This is a genomic window from Streptomyces poriferorum, assembly GCF_019399235.1.
Lineage (GTDB): Bacteria > Actinomycetota > Actinomycetes > Streptomycetales > Streptomycetaceae > Streptomyces > Streptomyces poriferorum.
This window is the reverse complement of record NZ_JAELVH010000566.1, coordinates 1-2,960: the sequence shown is the minus strand read 5'-3', so window position 1 is coordinate 2,960 and position 2,960 is coordinate 1. Positions and strand designations below refer to the sequence as shown.

Annotated in this window: 2 protein-coding genes; both read right to left on the bottom strand. The window is 71.6% G+C overall.

Annotation, left to right across the window (positions count from 1 at the left end):
* Positions 1-68: 68 nt before the first annotated feature.
* Complete coding sequence (locus JGS39_RS39675; RefSeq protein WP_219574610.1) at positions 69-1,133, bottom strand: 2,5-dihydroxypyridine 5,6-dioxygenase NicX family protein; 1,065 nt, start codon at positions 1,131-1,133, stop codon at positions 69-71.
* A gap of 102 nt (positions 1,134-1,235) precedes the next feature.
* Positions 1,236-2,903 (bottom strand): OPT/YSL family transporter, encoded by a 1,668-nt coding sequence (locus JGS39_RS39670; protein ID WP_219574609.1) that lies wholly within the window; start codon positions 2,901-2,903, stop codon positions 1,236-1,238.
* Positions 2,904-2,960 lie beyond the last annotated feature (57 nt).

Below are 2,960 nucleotides of genomic sequence, written 5' to 3'. Positions count from 1 at the left end.
TCTCGGTGCGGTTGACGGGGGCCGGGCGGGCCCGCACCGGGATGATGCGGGCCCGCCCGGCGGCCGGCTCAGTAGCCGGCGACGCCCAGGTCGCGGCAGATCCCGACGAGCTCGGGGTGCACGTAGCGCCCGTTCTCCTCGATGGCGACGCCGTCCAGGTAGATGGACGGGCCGAGGACGCTGCCGTCGGTGTGGGCGGCGGCGACCCACGGTTCGCCGCCTATCCAGGCGCCCTTGGTACCGATGCCGAGCTCGACGCAGCCGAAGACGCGCTCGTCCTCGACGATGCGGCCGGTCGGGGCGAGGACTCCGGGGTTGAAGCCGAGCGACCAGTGCGCGATGCGGAACATGTTCGGGTCGTCGAAGGACTCCATCCAGCGGCGGAAGGTGTCCGCGTCGGCGTCGCCCTCGATCTTGGTGACGACACCCTTCTCCACGGTGCAGCGGACCGGCGAGCGCAGCAGGCCGAGCTCGTCCGGCGGCCACAGGGCGCCGTCGAAGACGAGGACGCCGTCCTGGGTCTCCTCCAGGGGGTTCCAGGAGATCTGGCCGGAGAGCATCACGGTCTCGCCGGGCTTCTCGGCGGGCTTGCCGCGCAGGTTGATCGGCCGGTCGCCGTTGCGGCCGACCAGGTCGGTGCCGTTGGCGGAGGTGATCCGGACCTCGTCGGCGGCCTCCAGGAGGGCGACGAGCGCCTTGCCGAGGCGGATGACGCCCTGGAAGTCGGGGCGGCCGACGGTGGCGACCAGCATCTGGACGTCCATCGCGGTGAGGTTGGTGTAGCGGCAGCCGTTCGCCATCGCGGCGCGGAAGGCGTCGGAGTGCATCAGGTACGAGACCGCGAACTCGATCCACACATCGGCGTCGGCGATGGCACCGGCGACGGGCCGGGGCGGCTCCATGGAGGCGCCGGGCAGCGTCTCGTACCAGACGACGACGGGGTGCGCTCCGGCGGCGGCGACCGCCTGGGCGGTGGCCTCGATGACGCGGCGGTCGCTGCTGGTGTCGCCGGTGAGTACGACGTGCTCGCCGCGCTTGACCAGCATGACCTCCTCGACGAGCTTGCGGGCGGCCAGGGCGAGTTCGAAGCTGAGGTACTCGGGGCGCGGTTCGAGCCTGCTGTACATGTCCATGGGGTGGTTCTCCTTGCCATGCGGGTGGTGCTGAGTGGTGCGGGGTGTGGTTCAGGGGGGCGGCAGCCGTCAGGTCTTGAGGATCTGGGCCGAGTCGCCGCGTCAGGTCTTGAGGATCTGGGCCGAGTCGCCGAGCGAGCTGCCCGCGATGAGGCCGGCGCCGACCAGGTTGAGTTCCTCGTCGGCGGCGGGACCGCGCAGCTTCCGGTAGCCGACCCGGACGACGAGGGCGCCGAGGACGAGCCAGCAGGCCTGCGGGGTGAGGATGAGCAGACCGGTGGCGAGCATGACGCCCATCTGCCGGCGGGTGCCGCCGAGCAGTTGGATGGCCGCGCCGGGAATGGCCCAGAGCAGCATGGTGCGTACCGCGTCCGGGTCGCTGAGCCCGCTCTTGATGGTGTCGGCGTACACCTTGGCGACGGGCGGGATGAGTCCCTGTCCGAAGTAGGAGCGCCAGGCGAGGGCGACGACGACGAGGGCGACGGCGAATCCGATGAGGGCGGCCATGAACTGCTGGCGGCGGCCCTCGCGCTCGAAGGGGTCCCAGGGGCGGTGCTCGCGCCGCAGCAGCCAGCCGGCCTTGAGGTCGTAGCCCATGTCGGCGAAGGCGGGTCCGGTGGCGGAGACGTACCCGACCAGCAGGGCGAGCGGCACGGACGGTATGCCGATGGCGAGGCCCAGGATGAGGAAGATCAGGGTGACGGCGAAGGACGGGAACCAGCCGGACTGCATGGCGGCGAGGCCGACGATCAGTTCGTGGACCAGGGCCGCGAAGGCGGCGAACAGGACCCAGCCGACGATGCCGAGGGGGCTCATGTCGCCGATCAGTCCGCCGAGGACGGCGAGGACGACCGCGCCCCCGGTGAAGAGCGCGAAGCCGCGGATCAGGGAGAGCCGCAGGGCCCGTTCGTCGACGGTGCAGGCGGTGCTCGGATCCGTGTCCCGGACGGTCGCGACGCTCGTAGCCTCCGCGGCGGCTTCCTTCCGCTTGCGTTCGCGTCGGCCTATGAGCAGGTGGACGGCCTGGCCGAGTGCGACGATCCCCGCGCCGACCATGACGCCGTGCGGGATGTAGCCGGCGCCGAGATCCGTGTGGAAGACGTCGGGGCTGTACTGGCGCAGCATCAGGCCGATGCCGAACATCATCAGCGCCCAGACGTTGCCGAGGAAGGCCACACCGGCAGCGGAGAGGGGCAGGCTGAAGAGCGTCCCTGCGAGTCCGACCGCGGTGCCACCGGCCAGGATCAGGGCGCGGCGTCCTCCCCGGTCGCCGGCCTTGATCGTCTCGGCGGCGGCGGTGCCGGGCGGCCAGGCGGCGTCGGCGGGCAGCAGCCGGGAGCCGAAGGCCCGGTAGAGGACCCAGGCGTCCACGAGGAGGCCTATGAACGCGCCGGCGAGCATCGGCCAGACCAGGTCCTCGCGGCCGAAGACGTACGGGACGGCTACGGAGGTGAGCAGCGCGTTCGCCGAGGCGAAGGTCGCGGCCGAGATGGCGCTCTGGGCCAGGTTCTGGCGGTGCACGGAACGCATCCGGCGCAGGAAGCCGAGGGGAATGCGTCCGATCAGCATGGCGACGAGTGCGCCGACGACCGAAGTGTTGGCGGAGATCCCCAGTTTGGAGACGAGGTCGATGCCGATGACGGCGCCGACGGCGGAGAGCACGACCAGGATGACCAGCAGGACGGGTTCCGTCGCCCTCGGATGCGACCGGGGTTCTTCGGGACCCGGCGGCGGCGGGGCAGGGTGCGGCGCGGAGACGTGGTGCGCCATGGGGCACCCCCTTCGGTGAGCAGGGCGGGGAGCTCGGTGTGTCCCCGGTGGGGTGGG

Coding starts and splice junctions, on each gene's coding strand:
- JGS39_RS39670 (WP_219574609.1), bottom strand. CDS start 2,903: ATGGCGCACCACGTCTCCGCGCCGCACCCTGCCCCGCCGCCGCCGGGT.
- JGS39_RS39675 (WP_219574610.1), bottom strand. CDS start 1,133: ATGGACATGTACAGCAGGCTCGAACCGCGCCCCGAGTACCTCAGCTTC.